This is a genomic window from Parasphingorhabdus sp. W113, from assembly GCF_055693205.1.
In genome coordinates, this window is record NZ_CM146328.1 from 1,976,937 (window position 1) to 1,994,690 (window position 17,754).

Here is a 17,754-nt window from a genome sequence, read left to right on the forward strand (position 1 = left end):
GCAGCGCGAATAAAATCACTATCGTTTCTTAAAAATTACCAAAAAAATTTGGAAATATTGTCAGGGAGAACAATTATGAAAACGTTTAACAGGATTCTTATGGCCGCGATGTGCAGCACGGCGATTACCGTACCTGCATATGCGCAAGACCAGGATGGCGCTGACGCCGCAGATGCCGATGTCATCATCGTTACCGCACAGCGCCGCGCACAGGATGTTCAAGACATTCCGCTCGCCGTTACCGCGGTTAGCCCGGTGCAGCTCGAGCGTCAGGGCGTTGTAAGCGTGACCCAGATCTCTCAGGTTTCTGCCAGCTTTTCCAGCTCAAACGCACAAAATTCGGGCGGTACGAATGTCCTTCGCATCCGCGGTGTTGGTACGACATCAAACAATATCGGTTTTGAATCCGCTGTCGGTATCTTCATTGACGGTGCCTATCAGTCGCGGCCCGGTGTTGCTCTTTCCGAATTTGTTGATGTCGAACGGTTGGAAGTTCTGCGCGGTCCGCAAGGCACGCTGTTTGGCCGCAACACATCGGCTGGTGCATTGAACCTGACCACAAGGCGTCCGGAGCTGAATGAGTTCGGCGGCTTTGTGAATGCCAGCTACGGCAATTATGATTCAATCAATCTCCAGGGAGCGGTTAACGTTCCGCTTGTTGAGGATACCCTGGCTGCCCGTTTCACCGGAGCCTATAGCAAGCGCGATGGCTTTGTTCGCGTTGTCAATGAGGGCGGCGAAGTTGGCCGGACCAACGAACTTGATCAGTTCCTCGTGCGTGGTCAGCTTGGCTATGAAAGCGATGGCGGTGTGACGGCGCGTCTCATATTCGACTATTCCGAAATCAACGGCAATTGCTGTGCTCCGGTGGAGGTGTTGAAATCTCCGCTCGAAACCGGCGGTGTGTTCGGTCTTGCGGGACTGGGTGCGACCGGTGGCAATTTTGTACCAGCGGGCAATGGAGCGCAGAGCATTACGGACCCGGCTGGCGCGCGGCGGGCGCTCGATGGTCTGGTGGCATCGCAAAGTTTTGCGCAGACCAGCAATCTTGATCAATGGGGCATCACGGGAGAGATTGAGTTTCCGCTGAGTGACACTGTTGACCTGATCTATATCGGTTCCTACCGCGACTTCCACTCTGAAAGCAAATCGGACAGTGACTTTACCGCACTCGACATCTTCAACGTCGGTGATTTCGCAGGCAATGTTGACGATGGCACGGACATTAAAACAATGACTCATGAGCTGCGTGTCCAGGGCGAAGCTTTCGGTGGCAGTCTCGAATGGTTGATCGGCGCCTATTATTCCGACGAAGATATCGACGCAGTCGCTATCTCCACGCTCGGATCGCAATGGGATCAGTTTATCAGCGCCCTGTTGCTGCCTTCAACCGGCGGTGCATTCGGACCGGCGCCTTTGGCTTTGTTCGCAGGCGGAGTGAGTCCGAACGGGGCCAGCAGCACCAACCGATTCACGCAGAGCAGCAAAAGCTGGTCGATCTTTACCCACAACACACTGGAGATCACGGACGGGCTGAAAGCCACGATCGGTCTGCGCTACTCTGATGAAAGCAAAGATGGCTCGTTCCAGCAGCTGGCATCCAACCCCGGTGCATGCCCCGGTATTGTGAACAATGTCGCGGGCGGACCTTTGGCTGCGGGTCAACCCCGTATCCCGGGTGCTCTGGTTCCAACGGCGCTGATCACTGGCTGTTTTCCGTTTGTTGCGCCAGCTGATCTGGCCGCTTCAGCGGTATTGCCATTGCCGCGCACCTTTGAAGGCAATTTCAAGGATGAAGAGCTGATCTACACCGGCAAACTGTCTTATGAATTTGCCGATCCGGTCACCATGTATGCCAGCTTCACGCATGGCTATAAATCGGGTGGTTTCAACCTTGATGCGACCGCAGCCATTGGTGGCGCCGACCCGCGCTTTGCTTCGGAAGAAGTGGATGCTTATGAAATTGGTTTCAAAGCAAAATTCCTGGACAATGCGGTCACACTGAACATCGCAGCATTCCATGAGGAATTTTCGAACTTCCAGGTTCTGGAATTTACCGGTGCTCAGTTCCAGACGTTTAACGTTCCAAAGGCGGAATCAACCGGTGTGGAAATTGAATCCACCATCCGGCCAAGCGAGAACCTGACGTTCAACATGGCAATGACCTATGCTGATGCAGAATATCCGAATGATTGTGCGACGACAGCCAATCCCCTCCGGGTGCAGAATCTGTGCGGCAGCCCGCTGACCAATGCGCCAAAATATGTGGCCATTGGTGGTGCAACCTATCGCGGGGATATTGGTGACAGTCTGAAATTCTTTGTGAACGGTCAAATCCGCGCCGAGAGCGATCGCCGGACATCAACTCAGCCAAGAACACCGCCGACGACGGCTGCAGCCCTGGGCAATACGCCCTTGCTGCCCTTTGATATCCAGGATGGCAATATCAAGATCAACATGCGTGCCGGTATCGGCGACATTAATGATGCTTGGGGAATCGAGGCTTGGGTTACCAATCTGACCAACGAAATCACGCGCGGCGTTACCTTTAGCACCACGCTGCGCTCGGGATCACGGTCGGCGTTCCCACAGGAACCACGGATGTATGGCTTGACGCTTCGCGGCAAGTTCTAGACGCGAAAAAACCAAGTTTTGGTCCTTCTCTCCCGTTGGATCAAAGGAGGCGGCTGGTAGGGGTACTGGCCGCCTTTTTGGAGTCTGGTGGAAACACAATAATCAACCTTATTTCCATTTCCGGTTTCAGCGCGCAACTGCGCAGGTGCACTAGGAAACGGATTGGCATAACTGCGCCGCACGAGAGAGGAACCGCCGCACAAGGGTTGCATTCCCTCCCCAAATCGCTCATAGGCGCCGCTTCTGTGGTGTTTTGCATGATTCCATCATGTGCGATAGCGCGGAAAACAAAGAAAGCCGGAGGGGCGTGTCTGCATGGTGCGGCGTCAGCGATCGGTAGAAATGAAGGAAATATTGCATGCCAATGTATGAGCATGTCTTCCTCGCGCGTCAGGATCTGTCACAGGCACAGGTTGATAGTCTCGCTCAGGAAGCCACCAAAATTGTTGAAGCCAATGAAGGCAAGGTCGTTCTGACCGAAACCTGGGGTCTGCGTACGCTCGCCTACAAGGTCCAGAAGAACCGCAAGGCCCATTATGTCATGCTGCGTCTCGACGCGCCGACCAACGTGATTGCCGAGCTGGAACGCCAGACCCGGATCAACGAAGATGTTATTCGCTTTCTCACCATCCGCGTGGATGAGCATGAGGAAGGCCCATCGGTCATGATGCGCAAGCCCGAACGCGACACCCGCCGTGGTGGCGGAGACCGTCCGCGCCGCGACCGTGACGACAGTTAAGTTAGAAAAGGAGTAAAGATATGGGACGTCCATTTTTCCGTCGCCGCAAAAGCTGCCCCTTTTCCGGCAAGAACGCACAACCGATCGACTATAAAGATGTGAAAATGCTGCAGGGATATATTTCCGAGCGCGGCAAGATCGTACCTAGTCGAATTACCGCGGTTTCCGCCAAGAAGCAGCGCGAATTGTCCAAGGCAATCAAACGCGCTCGCCATCTCGGCCTGCTGCCGTACCTCGTGAAATAGGAGCAGAAACGATGGATATTATTTTGCTCGAACGCGTAGAAAATCTTGGCGGCATCGGCGATGTCGTGAACGTCAAGAACGGCTATGCCCGTAATTTTCTGCTGCCCAACAAAAAAGCCCTGCGCGCCAACGAAGCCAATAAGAAGGTTTTCGAAGCCAACCGTGCGCAGATTGAAGCGGATAACGAAGCCAAGCGCAAAGATGCCGAGACGGCATCGAGCGATGTCGATGGCAAGCAGATCATTCTGATCCGCGCCTCGTCCGCCAGCGGTCAGCTTTATGGTTCTGTCTCGGTTCGCGATATCGTCGAAGCGTTGACAGCCGAAGGCGCCACTGTTGAAAAAAGCATGGTCATCCTCGAAAAACCGATCAAGACGCTCGGTGTTTTCGACGTCCGCATTCGCCTGCACCCCGAAGTTTCGGTCAATGTCCAGGTCAATGTTGCGCGTTCCGATGACGAAGCCGAACTGCAGAAAGACGGCATCGACGTGATCGCTCAGATGTTCGAAGAAGAACAAGCGGAATTGGCGGCCAATGCGCTGATGCCGGATAGCGAAGATGACGGATCGGAAGCCAGCGAAGACGCTGCTGAAGATGCTGATGCTGCCGAAGGCGACAGCGAAGCTGAAACCGCAGCAGATGATGCGGCTGAAGAAAGCACCGACGAAGAAAAATAAGCGCGGTGATATGGAATAGAAAAGCCCGGGGCCGGAACGTTACACTGTAACAATCCGCCTCCGGGCTTTTTCATGAGTGCGAGGGGCTACTGTGACCAAAAGCTGGCAAGAGAGATTTCCGCTGGATGCGAGCTTGCTGCCGCATTTGCCGGATGTTCCCAACGACCAGATATTATTGTCTCGGCTGTCCGAAGCGGATTATCGCCAGGCCAGCTTTCTCGACCAGCGCATCGTCACACCACAATTGCCGCGGCAGATGGTCTCCTGGCCAGAGCTCGATAGCATCCCGCTGCCCAATTTACCGGCGCCGCATTATATTTTCCATATCGGCCACGTCGGCTCCACTCTGATGTCTCGCTTGCTGGGCGAACATCCGGCGATCCTGGCGCTCAGGGAGCCGCAATTGTTGCGCACCCTTTGCGAAGTATCGCAAATTTGCGACCAACCACAAAGCCCCTGGTCGCCCGCCCAATATGCACAGCGTCTGACTCATAGTCGCGCTTGGCTGTCGCGGGTGTTTGACGAAAACCAGCGGGTGATGATCAAGGCGAGCAGCTTCGTCAGCGAGATGACGGGACAATTGCTTTCTGGTCAGGAACGCGCCCTGTTTCTTTACGTCGCCCTGGATCGCTATCTGCCAACCATTTTGGCGGGCGAAGCGTCGGTTCAGGAAACCCAGACAATGGCGGCCTCCCGGCTGCAGCGACTCAATCGCCGGCTCGGAGAACCCTGCGCGCAATTGTGGGAATTGTCGCTCGCGCAACGCGTCGCATTGAGCTGGCTAAGCGAACTCACGAGTTTGATGGAGGCACAGCAACAGATTGCGGGGGACCGAATCTTGTGGATGGATTTCGATGCCTTCCTCGCAGATCCTATCGACAAGTTGCAGGTCGCTGCCCACCATTTTGGTCTCGATCAGACCGATGAAACCGCAAATCAACTGATCGCCGGACCGATTATGTCGTCTTATTCCAAGGCGCCTGAACATGACTATAGTCCGGACCTGCGGCAGGATCTGCTCGATGAAGCCGCCCAAAAACATGCTGCAGAGATCGGTGCGACAATGCTATGGGTCGAACAGCTGGCATCGAAATATCCTTTGATCGCCGACAGTTTGCAATGGATTGAGGCGAGACGATAATGTTCAAACAGCTCAAGTTGCTGGACAGCAGCCAGATCAACGAAGTGAAACGGATTGCCGCCAGCGGCCAATTTGTTGATGGCAAGATCAGCAACCCCCATTCGAAGGTCAAGAACAACCTCCAGTTGCACGATCTCGACGCCTATAACAAAACGTCAAAGATCCTGCTGGATGCGCTGATGGGCAATCCGGAATTTACCGATTTCGCCTTTCCCGAGCGCGTCGCCCCGCCCCTGATCACGCGTTATCAACCCGGCATGCATTATGGCTTGCATGCCGACAGCGCGATCATCCCGCTCCCCGATGGTCCGCTGCGGTCCGATCTCAGCTGCACGATTTTCCTCAACGATCCGGATGACTATAAGGGCGGTGCGCTACACGTGACCCAGGGCGAAGCCGGCATGCGCTTCAAAGGCATGCCCGGCACGGCCGTCGTCTATCCATCCCATACGTTGCACGAAGTCGAAGAGATTGCGGAAGGCGAGCGCATGGTCGCGATCACCTTCATCCAGAGCAAGGTTCCGGATATCATGAAGCGGAACCTGCTCTACGAACTGAATGAGGTCGCCGCTTTGGAAGGCCTTAACATGCGGCAGGAAAATTATACCCGGATGCAGGCGATCCAGTATAATCTCATGCGCCTTTGGATGGACTAATTTACTGATTTTCATTGAAAATCATACAACCGGCAAGGTGATCTCCGCTCTTCGGGTCCGCACGAGCAGACCGTTGCTTGAGCCAAATATCTAGTAGCCCATAAGACTCATGACTTCCTTGCGGCTGCGGGCATCGTCGAGGAAACATCCCAGCAAACGGCTGGTCGTCATCCCGACCCCCGGCGTGCGCACACCGCGCGCGGTCATGCAGCTGTGGCTGGCTTCGATGACAACTGCAACGCCATGGGGCTTGAGATTGTCCCAGATGCATTCGGCAACTTCGGCCGTCAGACGTTCCTGGACCTGGAGCCGCCGCGCAAAGCCATGCAGCACCCGCGCCAGCTTGGAGATGCCAACGACCCGGTCGGTGGGCATATAGGCAATGCTTGCCTTGCCGATAATCGGCGCCATATGATGTTCGCAATGCGAATGGAACGGAATGTCCTTGAGCAAGACAAGCTCGTCATAACCGCCCACCTCTTCAAAGGTTCGCGCCAAATGGATCGCAGGATTTTCCTGATAGCCCTCACAATATTCTTTCCAGGCCCGGGCCACTCGCTTCGGAGTATCGAGCAGGCCTTCGCGGTCCGGATCTTCACCAGACCAGCGCAACAGCGTCTTGACCGCTTCCTGGACATCGTCCGGAACCGGCAGTTTCGCCGCTTCGCGCGCAGCTAAGGCATCTTCGAAAGTTTCAGAATAATCGGCCAAGTGGCGTCCTTTGCGTGGTTATCAAACACAATGCCAACAACTTAAGCCTCCAGCCCGAACAGTGCAAGTGCACCTAAGACCGTATCAGCAGTGATGGAGGGAAAATGGCGCGCCCGGGAAGATTCGAACTCCCGACCCCTTGATTCGTAGTCAAGTACTCTATCCAGCTGAGCTACGGGCGCTTATTGAAGGGTGCAGATAGGGCGTGAAGCGCTGGCTGGCAACCGGTTTTTTCACTTTTCCGCAGCAACCGCCAGCTGCTCCCGCTCCATCGCCCCGACATTGTCCAGCGTTTCCCGGATTAACGTGTATTTCACCGGAAACGGGAAGGTTTTCGCGTGGACGTCAATATTCCCGTCAGGCCGCAATGTCAGCTGCGCGCGGGCGGTCAACGGCAGATCATCCGCCTGATAGCGACCCGGCCCGGTCCGTTTGACGTCGCGCAAAACAACCATGTCCGGCAGCACTTTGAAGACCAGCGCTTGCGTCCATCCGTCAAGGGCAAAAGCGCGGCCCTTTTCCATGCGTATCCGTTTCCTGATCGTCGACACCGTCCAGATGCCGTCAATCGGCAAGCTTTCCGCAGTCGCCACTGCATGGCGCAACGGCAACAACGCGTTGACCAGTCCAGCGGGTGTGCTCACCTGTCCATTTGCGTCGCGTGTCGCGCTGTTCCCGGCAATATTCTCGCTCGCCAGACGCGCGAATTTCCCTGCTGGAAAAGCGTCGAGATAGGATCGGTAGGCGGCCGGCGTATCGGCTTGCAATGCGCCCTGCCAGGCCAGCGCATCGAGCGCCGTTTCATCCAGTTGCACGATTTCCGGGGATTGCGGTGCGGCATCCGGGGTGGCGACACTGCTCGTGCCCCCCTCGCCTACAATATAGACTGGCGTGCCGGTAATACTGGCGCTGACAAACGGACGCTGCGTGCCTCCGGTGGTCGACAGCACATCGTCGCGAACCATGCCGCCCAGCAACTGCACGGGCAGGCCCGGCTGGGGCAGGCGTTTTGCAAAGGACAATGCAAAGGGTGAGTTTGCGCCGTCTCCGTCCATCGCGGTTTGCCCGGGCGCAGCGGCGTAGATGACCAGAACATCATCCGCATCGACACCGATCAGCCCGCGCGTCAGAGACCGGGTGCCCGATTGCCAGGAGCGCGCAAACGGATTGTTCCGGCAGGCATCGAGAACCACCATGCGAATCTGGGCGCCGGACAGGGATTCCATAACCCGGTCGAGGTTCAACGCCTCATAGGGCAGATCGAGGCTCGATTTCAGCTCGGCATTGACCGGTATCAGCCAGTTCTTGCCCTGCCCTTCAATGCCATGTCCGGCATAATAGACCATCGCGACATCGGCGCCATTGGCCTTTTTCCGGAAATCCCGCAGCGTCCGTTGAAAATCGTCTGTCGCCAGGTCGAGCGCGACCGTCACATCATCAAATCCCGCTTGACGCGCGGATTGGGCAATCAGCTTGGCATCATTGACCGGATTGGCGAGCGGGCTGGTATGGACATAGGTCGAATTGCCGATAATCAGTGCGACCCGCTGGGCCTGGATGGAATCCGACCACGCAAAACCCGCAATAATCAGCAATATCGCCCAAAATCTTGTGATCGCCCCCTCCTTGCACCGATAGTGCCAGACCGCGCCGCCATTCTCAAGTCGTCACAGCCTGGAAGATCGCGCGCGATCGCCGCGTATCGGCTTTGCAGGGAGGTAAACCCGTTAGCCCTTGGCCAGCGCCGCCTGGGCTGCGGCCAGGCGGGCAATCGGTACACGATAGGGGGATGCGCTGACATAATCGAGCCCGGTTTCCTCACAAAAGGCGATGGAAGCCGGGTCGCCGCCATGTTCGCCGCAAATACCCAGTTTGATGTCGGGGCGCGCTGCCCTGCCCCGCTCTGCGGCCAGTTCAATGAGTTGCCCGACGCCTTCGATATCAAGGCTGACAAACGGATCGCGCGGAAAAATGCCCTTGTCGACATATTGGGTCAGGAAACGCCCCGCATCGTCGCGGGATACACCCAGGGTTGTTTGGGTCAGGTCATTGGTACCAAAACTGAAAAACGCCCCATGCTCGGCGATTTTACCAGCCATCAGCGCGGCCCGCGGCAGTTCGATCATCGTACCGACCAGATATTCAATTTCGCGGCCCCGTTCGGCAAAAACATCTTTCGCCATGCGGTCGACCGCATCTTTCATCAGTTCCAGCTCGCGCGCGGTGGCAACCAGTGGGATCATCACCTCGGGAATCGGCGCTTCGCCGCTGGATTCCGCGACATCGCAGGCCGCTTCAAAAATCGCCCGTGCCTGCATTTCATAGATTTCGGGGTAAGTGACGCCAAGACGGCAGCCGCGATGGCCGAGCATGGGATTAAACTCGTGCAGCTCGTTGGCGCGCTGTTTCAGCGTTTCGACGCTGACATCCGCAGCCGCCGCGACCTCTTCAAATTCGGTCTGATGATGCGGCAAAAATTCGTGCAAGGGCGGATCGAGCAGCCGGATGGTGACCGGCAGGCCGGCCATGACTTCGAATATCTGGCGGAAATCCTCGCGTTGCTCCGGCAACAGCTTGGCCAGCGCATCGCGCCGTCCGGCTTCGTTGGCGGCCAGAATCATCTGTCGCACCGCGTAATCCGGGAGCTTTCGAAGAACATATGCTCGGTCCGGCACAGACCAATCCCTTCGGCACCGAAATCGCGGGCCACTTTGCAATCCTGCGGTGTTTCGGCATTGGTCCGGACGCGCAACCGGCGCACCTTGTCGGCCCATTGCATCAGTACGCCAAAATCCCCGACCAGTTCGGGTTGAATCGTCTTCACGCGGCCCGCCATGACTTCGCCATTGCTGCCATCAATGGTCAGCAAATCACCTTCTTTCAGCTCTCTATCGCCGATTTTTAAGAGTTTGGCTTCACTGTTGATGCTGAGGCTGCCGGCACCGGAGACACAGGGCCGGCCCATGCCGCGCGCGACCACGGCCGCGTGAGAGGTCATGCCGCCGCGAGCGGTCAATATGCCCTTGGCCGCGTGCATGCCGTGAATATCTTCCGGCGAGGTTTCGACGCGGACGAGAATGACGTCATCGCCCATTTCGGTGCGTCGCTCAGCCGTATCACTGTCAAACACCACCAGACCGCAAGCGGCGCCGGGAGAAGCCGGCAAACCGCGAGTCAGCACATCGCGCGTGGCGTCGGGATCGAGCGTCGGGTGGAGCAACTGATCGAGCGCCATCGGGTCGACCCGCGCAATCGCTTCGTCTTCGGTGATCAGCCCGTCTCCGGCCATATCCACGGCAATTTTCAGCGCCGCCTTGGCGGTGCGCTTGCCCGAACGGGTCTGGAGCATCCACAATTTGCCGCGCTCGACGGTAAATTCAATATCCTGCATGTCGCGATAATGGCGCTCGAGCAGATCAAAGACCGTTGTCAGTTCAACATAGGTTTCCGGCATCGCCTCTTCCATCGACAGCGGTTTGGCATTGGCTTCCTCGCGGGCGGCTTTGGACAGATATTGCGGGGTCCGGATGCCAGCGACGACATCCTCGCCCTGGGCATTGATCAGCCATTCGCCATAATAGGCGCTTTCCCCGGTCGAAGGATTGCGCGTAAAGGCCACACCCGTCGCCGAAGTTTCGCCCATATTGCCAAACACCATCGCCTGGACATTGACCGCGGTGCCCCATTCGGCCGGAATATTGTTCAGCCGGCGATAGACTTTCGCCCGCTCGGCCTGCCAGCTGCCAAAAACCGCGCTGATCGCGCCCCATAGCTGGTCGTTGACATCCTGCGGAAACGGCTTGCCCCATTGCTCTTCGACCAGGCCCTTATATTCCGCAACCAGCGCTTTCCAGTGCTTGGCTTCCATCTCGGTATCGGTGAAAAAGCCGTTATCTTCCTTGGCAATTTCCAGCGCCTCTTCAAACGCGTCATGATCCAGCTGCAGCACGACATCGGAATACATCTGGATGAACCGGCGATAGCTGTCCCAGGCAAAACGCTCGTCCCCGGAGGTTTGCGCGAGCCCTTCGACGGTTTCATCGTTCAGCCCGAGATTGAGCACTGTGTCCATCATGCCGGGCATCGAGGCACGAGCGCCCGAGCGCACCGAGACCAGCAACGGATCGGCGGCATCGCCAAAGCTTTTGCCGGTGACCGCTGCAATATGCGCCACGCCCTGCGCCACTTCGTCGCGCACGCTGTCGGGATAGACCCCGCCTTCGTTCATGAAGCGCGTGCACATTTCCGTCGAGATCGTGAAACCCGGCGGGACTGGCAGGCCGATATTGGCCATTTCCGCGAGATTGGCGCCTTTGCCGCCCAGCAAATTGCGCGCCTCGGTTGGGTCCGAAGGCGCCCCGTCTGCGTCCATGCCGCCGCCAAAACGATATACATATTGGGTCATATTCAGCCCTCAATCCTGGAAAAATCAGCGACCTGATGCACCGCCGCGCGAAAACGGGCGAGCAACGCCAGACGGGCTTCGCGTTTGCCCGGATCGGCGTCATTCACGGTTACATCTTCGAAAAACCGGTCAATCGGCGCGCGCAGATCAGCCAGTGCGGTCATGGCGTCGGTAAAGGCTTCCTGAGCGATCGCAGCTGCCACCTGCGGCTGTGCCGCATCCAGCGCATCGATCAGCGCCTTTTCCGAGGGTTCGGGGGCGAAACCCAATTCCTCCCTGTCGCGCAGCGATGGGGAGGTGGCAGACGCGTCAGCGGCTGACGGAGGGGCCTTTGCGGCAGCTGCGCTACCGCCCCCTCCACCATCCTGCGGATGGTCCCCCTCCCCATCTGACGACGGGGAGGATATGTTTTCTTTCTTCAGGATATTCGAAGCCCGCTTATACCCGGCGAGCAGATTTTTCCCATCATCGGTATCCAAAAACGCCTGGAGTGCTTTTGCTCGTGCTTCGACACGAACCAGAATTTCATCCCAATCGTCACCGAGTTGCGCCGACGCCTGAACGACATCATATTTAATCCCGGATTCCTTGAGTTGGACCCCCAGCCGATCATGGAAAAAGTTCAGGACATCTATGCCCAGTCCCGCGTCCTGACCGCTACTCCAGTTTTCAACGATAAACGGAATCCTCACGCGGATATTGTTTTGCTGAAACAATCTCAGAATGCCCAGAGATGCCCGTCGCAAAGCAAAGGGATCCTTGGAACCCGTTGGCTTCTCGTTGATCGCAAAGAACGACAGAAGCGTATCCAGCTTGTCCGCCAGACTCACCGCCACCGTAACCGGATCGGTCGGCACGTCGTCGCCCTGCCCGACCGGTTTGTAATGGTCGCGGATCGCGTTGGCGACCGCTTCGGACTTGCCCTGTTTCTCTGCATAATAGCCGCCCATCAGACCCTGCAGGTCGGGAAACTCACCAACCATTTCGGTGACGAGATCGGCTTTGCAGAGACGTGCGGCCTCGGACACTTCACCATGAAATGTATCGCCGGGGCTGGACTGGTAAAAACCATTCCCTTCTAAAGAAACCAGCCACTCGGCCAACTTGGCCACACGCTCTACCTTGTCGGCAACCGTGCCCAGTTTTTCATGGAACACAATGTTGCGCAATTTTTTCGCATGATCCTCCAGCGGGGCCTTCTGGTCAAGCTCCCAGAAGAATTTCGCGTCCGACAGACGCGCCGCGAGGACTTTTTCATTGCCCGCGACAATCGCCTTGCCGCCATCGCTGGCGTCAATATTGGCGGTGCAGACAAATGCTGGTGCCAGCCTGTCCTCCCCATTGTCATGGGGAGGAATTTTACAGACAAAATATTTCTGGTTGACCCGCGCAGTCAGCTGGATCACCTCTTCCGGTACGTCCAGAAACGCCGGGTCAAAACCGCCCAGCAATGGCACCGGCCATTCGGTGAGACCGGCATTTTCGATCACCAGCCCTTCATCCTTCACCAGCTCCAGTCCGGCGGCCGAGGCGGCCTTCGCGGCGCCTTCCCGGATCATGTCTTGCCGTTCCCCGTGATCGACGATCACATGGGCCGCGCGCAATTTTGCGGCATAATCCGCCGCATTGCCGATGGTAATCGGGCCTTGATGATGAAACCGGTGGCCAACCGTTTCATAGCCGGATGTCAGGCCATCAATCGTACATGCCACCAGATCGTCACCGAACAGCGCGACAATCCCCGCCAACGGGCGGACCCAGCGCAGGCTTTCGGTCGACTGGCTGGCCTCGCCCCAGCGCATCGATTTGGGCCAGGGGAAGGCCTTGATGATCGCAGGGATCGCTTCGGCCAGAACCGCTTTGGTGTCGCGGCCCGGTTTGTTGATCACCGCAAAATAGGTCGCGCGGCCCTTGACCTCGCGGACTTCCAGCTGATCCCGGGTCACGCCATTTTTGCGGCAGAACCCATCCACCGCCTGATCCGGCGCGCCTTCCGGTGGCCCCTTGGCTTCCTCGCTGACCGCCTCGGTCTGATCCGGCAGGCCCTTTGCGATCAGGGCCAATCGGCGGGGTGTCGAATAAACCGTGATATCCGTGGCCGTCAGCCCCGCGTCGTTGAGCTGTGCGACAAATAACCGCTCCAGATCCGCACGCGCCTTGGCCTGCATGCGGGCGGGAATTTCTTCGGAGAGCAGCTCGAGGAGGAAATCAGCCATTATGCCGCCCCTCCTGATGTCGCGTCATACCGAGCCGAATTATCGTCATCCTGAACTTGGGAGCGGTGCAGCGGGGAAACCATCATGCCGCCCACCCCTTTTTCGCCATATAGGCTTCACAGCTGCCCTTGGCGAGGTCGCGGACCTGGCCCATATAGCTGGCCCGTTCCTGCACCGAAATGACTCCGCGCGCCTGCAGCAGGTTGAACACATGGCTCGCCTTGATCGCTTGTTCATAGGCCGGAATCGGCAGCTTATTGTCGAGGCAGTTCTCGCATTCCGCGGTCGCTTTTTTGAACAAATCGAATAGCGTCTCGGTATTGGCGACCTCGAAATTCCATTCCGACATCTGCTTCTCATTATCCAGGAAGATGTCGCCGTAAGTGACTCGTTTCTCTGGGTCTTTGGCACCATTATAATCCAGATCATAGATGCTATCGACACCCTGGATATACATGGCCAATCGTTCGAGGCCATAAGTCAGTTCGCCGGCCACCGGTTTGCAGTCAAACCCGCCCATTTGCTGGAAATAGGTGAACTGGGTTACTTCCATGCCGTCGCACCAGACTTCCCATCCCAGACCCCAGGCGCCGAGGGTCGGACTTTCCCAGTCATCCTCGACAAAGCGAATGTCGTGGAGCATCGGATCTATGCCGATAGCGGTCAGGCTGTCGAGATAGAGCTGCTGGATATCCGGCGGCGATGGTTTCAGGATCACCTGATACTGGTAATAGTGCTGCAAACGGTTGGGGTTCTCGCCATAGCGGCCATCCGTCGGTCGGCGGCAAGGTTGTGCAAAAGCGGCATTCCAAGGGTCCGGACCGAGGGCGCGCAAAGTTGTTGCGGTGTGGAAGGTTCCGGCCCCCATTTCCATGTCATAGGGTTGCAGGATCGCGCAGCCCTGTTGGCTCCAGTAATCGTGGAGTTTCAGGATGATCTGCTGGAAGCTGAGCGGCTTCGAATCGGTCAAAGTCGAGACTTTCTTCGCTGGTGCAATATGGTTCGCGGTTGCTTTGGCTTATGGCGTCGCACGGGTCAAGAACGCATCGCCGCCTTGACAGATTTGCGTGTAACCGATTTAGTCCGGCGATGATAAAAACCTCTCTGTCAGCGTTTGTCCTGACCTGCTCCGCTTCCCTCGCTATCCTGCTTGCGCCTCCGGCCTTCGCCCAGGCGGCACAGAGCAAACCCGCGGCCCCGGTTCCACCTGTTTCCTTCCCTCCCGCGCCACCGAAAATAGCGGTTCCTGCGCCACCGGCAATCTCCGTACAATCATGGGAGGAGCGGGAACAGGAGCGCGCAGCCGATCGCAAAAAATACGAACAGGAAAGAGCCGAAGAGAAAAAACGCAGGGACGCGCGCAAAGCCGCCTATGACTATGAACCCGACCCGGCTTTGTGGATCATCGAACAGGGTGATTCAAAAATCTATCTGTTCGGCATGCTCGACCACAGTAACTACCGTATCACGTGGAAAGGCGACCGCCTTGAACGCGTGATCGCCGAAGCCGATGCGGCTTATTTTTCGAAAGCCTTTATTGGTCGCGACGATCGAACCGAAGAGAAACGGATCGCCCGCCGCGCCATGCACCTGTTGATCCGCGACGATCGCGAGCCCTTTGACCAGCGTATCGACCCGCAATATCAGGATGCCATTCTTGAAAGCCGCGAAATGGCGATCTATGGGTTTGGAGACTTCATGCCCACCTGGACGGTTCTGGCGATGTTGGCCAACAAGGAACGGGAGTTTTTCAACAGCCGGTCGCGCAATCGCATCGAACGCGATCTGGCCCGCGCGTTTGAGAAACGCGGCATCAGGATCCAGGGGCTTGAGGCGGCGGAGCGGCCGATTGAGATCCTGAACAGCATCGACGAGAAAAGCCAGCGGACCTGGCTTAACACCTATCTCGCAAACGCCAGCAAACCCGGCCCTCAAGCTAGCCTAAGCCAGGATGAGGGCCCCGTGCTCAACGGGCTTGAAAAACAGCAAATCGCCTGGGCCAAGGGGGAGCGTTATGATCTGCCGGAACGCTATCCACCCGGGCTGAACGCGCTCTATGCGCATCTGGAAGACAGCCAGCTCAGCAACTGGACAGAGGTCATCGCCGATATGGCCGGCAAAAGCGGCACCACCTTCATTGCGCTGGATCATCACTATTTGCAGGGCGACAATTCGCTCAGAGACCGCCTGAAAGCCAAAGGCCTGAAGGTCAAACGCCTCAAGTAGTGGTAATTAGCTGGCCTTGGCGAGCGCAGCCGCTTCAACCGTAACCGGTGTCGCATTGAGCACCGCATTGCCCGAAAGCGGATCACAGCGCTCCGGATCGGTCAGATCATTCAGCGAAACGCCGGGCTTTGCCCCCGCCACTGAAAGCTGCACACCGTCGCGCGCATGCCCAAAGCCGTGCGGTATCGAAACCACGCCCGCCATGACGTCATCGGTCACTTCGACTTTGACATCGACGCTGTTGATCCGGCTGGTCACGGTTGCAATCGCCCCGTCAACCAGACCCCGCGCCGCGGCGTCGTCCGGGTGGATCATCAGGGTACAGCGATCCGGCCCTTTCAACAGGCGCGGTGCGTTGTGGAGCCAGCTGTTGTTCGACCGCACATGCCGCCGCCCGATGAGCCGCAAGCTGTCGGATAGCTCCTCTGCGAGAGACGCGGAAAAGCGTTGCAATTCGGTTAGAAAATCGGGGTGCGCGCACTGGATTTTCTTGTCTTCCGTCAGCAGGCGATCCGCCAGACAGGCGCGCAGCGGCCCGAGATCAATGCCATTGGGCGCAGCTTCAACCTCCGCCAGCGACAATCCTGCCGGCGAGCTTTGCAGCATATTGTCGAGCACATCGCGCGGTTCGCGAATATTGGGCACATCCTGCCCCTGCGCTGCGAGAATTTCGCGCGCGAGCTCGGCAATAATCTCCCAATCGCCCTTCTCGCCTTCCGGCATATCGAAAATCGCCGGCGAATAGCTGGCATAGTTGCGGATCGCGAGCGGACCGAAGAAAAACGGATAATGGTCTTTTTCGAGCGGGCCACAAGGCGGCAGGATATAGTCGGCATGGCGGCTGGTCTCAGTCACATACATGTCAAAGGAGACCATCAGGTCCAGCGTCTCCAGCGCGCGGTCGAGCCGCGCGCCATCCGGCGCCGACAGCACCGGATTGCCGGTCACGACAAACAGGCTGCGAATGCGCTCGTCATCGTCCCGCAGCATTTCTTCCGCCAGGGTCACGGTCGGCAATTCCCCCATCACCACCGGCATGGGTCCGCGGGCCGTCTCAACCGTCCGAACGGAACCGCGTCCGACCAGGTTGATCGTGTCCAGTGCCGGTTCCGGCACCATGGTGCCACCTTCGCGATCGAGATTGCCGGTGGCGATGTTGATAATCTGGATAAGCCATTGATTAAGTGTGCCAAATTCGCAGACGGAAACACCCATCCGGCCATAGATCGCCGCCGGCTGATCCGCCGCCAGTTGCGCGGCAATGTCCCGCATGACGGCTGCTTCGATCCCGCAATGTGCCGCCAGCGCGGCCATGTCGTAACCTTCCAGCGCCGGCGCAATCATCGCCCAGCTATCGTCCAGCAGGTCCGCCAGATGATCGATATTCACCAGACCGCCATCGACGACGGCCTTCAATATGCCGATCAGCAGCGCAGTATCGGTGCCGGGTTTCACGAAATGATGAGCATCCGCCAGCTTCGCCGTTTCGGTCCGCCGGGGATCAATGACAACCAGCTTCCCGTTGCGCGCCTGCATTTCCTTCACGCGCTTCTTGAAATCGGGCACGGTCCAGATGCTGCCATTGGACGCCGCCGGATTGCCGCCGATAATCACCAGATACTGGCTGCGATCAATATCAGGCACCGCCGCCAGACTGACATGACCATACATATGATATTGCACGACATGGTGGGGAATCTGATCGAGCGTCGAGGCGGAATAGATATTCTTGAGTCCGATAGCGCGGCGCAAGGTGCTGATCTGGGTTGAGATTCCATAATCATGCGCGCTGGGATTGCCCATATACATGGCCGGCTTGGCGCCTTCATCTTTCAAACTGGTCAGTTTGTCGGCAATTTCGCGATAAGCGGTTTCCCAGCTGATTTCCCGCCATGCGCCATCGACCTGCTTGACCGGACGGTGCAAACGGTCGGGATCATTTTGCAAATCGGCAATGGCAGTCGCCTTCGGACAGATATGCCCGCGGCTCAGCACATGATCGGGATTGCCCCTGATCGAAAGAATTTCGCGGCCTTCGACTTCGACCAGAACACCACAATTGGCTTCGCAAATATGGCAGGTACGGGCGTGAATCTGGCTCATG

The 17,754-nt window shown here is 57.5% G+C and carries 12 protein-coding genes, 1 tRNA gene and 1 pseudogene; 7 read left to right on the top strand and 7 right to left on the bottom strand.

Features of this window, described 5'->3' with window-relative positions; genetic code table 11:
- Positions 1-75: 75 nt before the first annotated feature.
- The 6 genes from ACZ1GS_RS09400 (at position 76) to ACZ1GS_RS09425 (ending at position 6,092) form a co-directional block, all read left to right on the top strand.
- Positions 76-2,634, top strand: coding sequence for a TonB-dependent receptor (locus ACZ1GS_RS09400; protein ID WP_472694948.1), 2,559 nt, complete (start codon positions 76-78; stop codon positions 2,632-2,634).
- Between the two features lie 358 nt (positions 2,635-2,992).
- Positions 2,993-3,373 (top strand): 30S ribosomal protein S6, encoded by a 381-nt coding sequence (gene rpsF, locus ACZ1GS_RS09405; protein WP_472694949.1) that lies wholly within the window; start codon positions 2,993-2,995, stop codon positions 3,371-3,373.
- Positions 3,374-3,393: 20 nt separating this feature from the next.
- Positions 3,394-3,618: a 30S ribosomal protein S18 gene (gene rpsR, locus ACZ1GS_RS09410; RefSeq protein ID WP_108810187.1), complete on the top strand. Its 225-nt coding sequence runs from the start codon at positions 3,394-3,396 to the stop codon at positions 3,616-3,618.
- An 11-nt stretch (positions 3,619-3,629) separates the two neighbouring features.
- Complete coding sequence (gene rplI / locus ACZ1GS_RS09415) at positions 3,630-4,295, top strand: 50S ribosomal protein L9 (RefSeq protein WP_472694950.1); 666 nt, start codon at positions 3,630-3,632, stop codon at positions 4,293-4,295.
- Between the two features lie 91 nt (positions 4,296-4,386).
- Positions 4,387-5,436 carry a hypothetical protein gene (locus tag ACZ1GS_RS09420; protein ID WP_472694951.1) on the top strand — a complete coding sequence of 350 codons (1,050 nt, stop codon included), beginning with the start codon at positions 4,387-4,389 and terminating at the stop codon, positions 5,434-5,436.
- Positions 5,436-6,092, top strand: a complete 657-nt coding sequence (locus tag ACZ1GS_RS09425; protein WP_472694952.1) for a Fe2+-dependent dioxygenase — start codon at positions 5,436-5,438, stop codon at positions 6,090-6,092. Before ACZ1GS_RS09420 ends, ACZ1GS_RS09425 begins: the two co-directional genes overlap by 1 nt.
- Before the next feature lie 90 nt (positions 6,093-6,182).
- Here ACZ1GS_RS09425 and folE read toward each other — a convergent pair whose 3' ends face one another.
- The 6 genes and pseudogenes from folE to ACZ1GS_RS09455 form a co-directional block, all read right to left on the bottom strand.
- Positions 6,183-6,803, bottom strand: coding sequence for a GTP cyclohydrolase I FolE (gene folE, locus ACZ1GS_RS09430; protein ID WP_472694953.1), 621 nt, complete (start codon positions 6,801-6,803; stop codon positions 6,183-6,185).
- Between the two features lie 105 nt (positions 6,804-6,908).
- A tRNA-Arg gene (locus ACZ1GS_RS09435) sits at positions 6,909-6,985 on the bottom strand.
- 51 nt (positions 6,986-7,036) lie between these two features.
- Positions 7,037-8,398, bottom strand: coding sequence for a caspase family protein (locus ACZ1GS_RS09440; protein WP_472694954.1), 1,362 nt, complete (start codon positions 8,396-8,398; stop codon positions 7,037-7,039).
- A 132-nt stretch (positions 8,399-8,530) separates the two neighbouring features.
- A pseudogene (gene ppdK, locus ACZ1GS_RS09445) lies at positions 8,531-11,208 on the bottom strand (pyruvate, phosphate dikinase).
- A gap of 2 nt (positions 11,209-11,210) precedes the next feature.
- Positions 11,211-13,424, bottom strand: a complete 2,214-nt coding sequence (gene glyS / locus ACZ1GS_RS09450) for a glycine--tRNA ligase subunit beta (protein ID WP_472694955.1) — start codon at positions 13,422-13,424, stop codon at positions 11,211-11,213.
- Positions 13,425-13,506: 82 nt separating this feature from the next.
- The gene (locus ACZ1GS_RS09455) at positions 13,507-14,394 is read right to left on the bottom strand and encodes a glycine--tRNA ligase subunit alpha (protein ID WP_472694956.1); all 888 of its coding nucleotides are present in this window, start codon (positions 14,392-14,394) and stop codon (positions 13,507-13,509) included.
- Between the two features lie 119 nt (positions 14,395-14,513).
- Here ACZ1GS_RS09455 and ACZ1GS_RS09460 point away from each other — a divergent pair, with 119 nt between their 5' ends.
- On the top strand, positions 14,514-15,650 hold the full coding sequence (locus ACZ1GS_RS09460) for a TraB/GumN family protein (protein WP_472694957.1): 1,137 nt from the start codon (positions 14,514-14,516) through the stop codon (positions 15,648-15,650).
- A gap of 6 nt (positions 15,651-15,656) precedes the next feature.
- Here the strand turns inward: ACZ1GS_RS09460 and ACZ1GS_RS09465 are convergent, their stop codons facing one another.
- Positions 15,657-17,753 carry a molybdopterin oxidoreductase family protein gene (locus ACZ1GS_RS09465; RefSeq protein WP_472694958.1) on the bottom strand — a complete coding sequence of 699 codons (2,097 nt, stop codon included), beginning with the start codon at positions 17,751-17,753 and terminating at the stop codon, positions 15,657-15,659.
- Position 17,754: the final 1 nt, after the last annotated feature.

What these genes read in the sequence shown, in the direction of transcription:
- ACZ1GS_RS09400 (WP_472694948.1), top strand. Translation starts at nt 76, where the DNA reads ATGAAAACGTTTAACAGGATTCTTATGGCCGCGATGTGCAGCACGGCG.
- rpsF (WP_472694949.1), top strand. Translation starts at nt 2,993, where the DNA reads ATGCCAATGTATGAGCATGTCTTCCTCGCGCGTCAGGATCTGTCACAG.
- rpsR (WP_108810187.1), top strand. Translation starts at nt 3,394, where the DNA reads ATGGGACGTCCATTTTTCCGTCGCCGCAAAAGCTGCCCCTTTTCCGGC.
- rplI (WP_472694950.1), top strand. Translation starts at nt 3,630, where the DNA reads ATGGATATTATTTTGCTCGAACGCGTAGAAAATCTTGGCGGCATCGGC.
- ACZ1GS_RS09425 (WP_472694952.1), top strand. Translation starts at nt 5,436, where the DNA reads ATGTTCAAACAGCTCAAGTTGCTGGACAGCAGCCAGATCAACGAAGTG.
- glyS (WP_472694955.1), bottom strand. Translation starts at nt 13,424, where the DNA reads ATGGCTGATTTCCTCCTCGAGCTGCTCTCCGAAGAAATTCCCGCCCGC.
- ACZ1GS_RS09460 (WP_472694957.1), top strand. Translation starts at nt 14,514, where the DNA reads ATGATAAAAACCTCTCTGTCAGCGTTTGTCCTGACCTGCTCCGCTTCC.
- ACZ1GS_RS09465 (WP_472694958.1), bottom strand. Translation starts at nt 17,753, where the DNA reads ATGAGCCAGATTCACGCCCGTACCTGCCATATTTGCGAAGCCAATTGT.